1 protein-coding gene is annotated in these 571 nt (G+C 65.5%); it reads right to left on the bottom strand.

Features of this window, described 5'->3' with window-relative positions; translation table 11 throughout:
* Positions 1–317: dioxygenase family protein (locus ABB28_RS17150; RefSeq protein WP_245625370.1), on the bottom strand; the 317-nt coding region annotated here is incomplete at its 3' end.
* Between the last annotated feature and the right edge of the window lie 254 nt (positions 318–571).

Genomic DNA, 571 nt, shown 5'->3' on the forward strand with positions numbered 1-571 from the left:
TTTTTTTTTTTAAGTATACATGGACCACCTGAGTCAGAACGTAAGGAGTCGGCGGCAGGTTCGTAGTGAGTATAAGAGACAGGGTACTGCAGCTGGTACAGCGCATCCGGGAAGCCGCCGAAATCATGGATCGTCGGTGGCAGCGGATGCGCCCCCACCAGCGGTTGCGCACTCAGCCAGTGCGCGCTGGCCATGACGATGGCGCGCGGGCGTGGCAGGTCGGCCGCCAACTCGGCCAGCCGCTGGCCAACCAGCCCGGGCTGCAGCGCGGTCATCGGCGAACCATGCGAGATGTACAGGCTGGGCAGGCGGCTCATGGCGGACTCCTCGAAGGACTCATCGCAGCTTATGGCCAGCAGCCCGCGCGAAAAATACGGCGCATCGAGTCGGTTTGTTGCAGGAACAGGAACAATGGCCCCACTGCCGGCGCGGCGTGCTGCCCGGCAGCGCCGAGGCCGTGCTCGGCGGGAGGTCTGGCACGCGGGGCGCGCGCTGAAGACTGCCGGCGCTACAGCACCACTTCCACCGCGTCCAACTGCTCGATCACCGTCTTCAACGGGGCCGGCCGGCC

Source organism: Stenotrophomonas chelatiphaga (assembly GCF_001431535.1).
GTDB lineage: Bacteria > Pseudomonadota > Gammaproteobacteria > Xanthomonadales > Xanthomonadaceae > Stenotrophomonas > Stenotrophomonas chelatiphaga.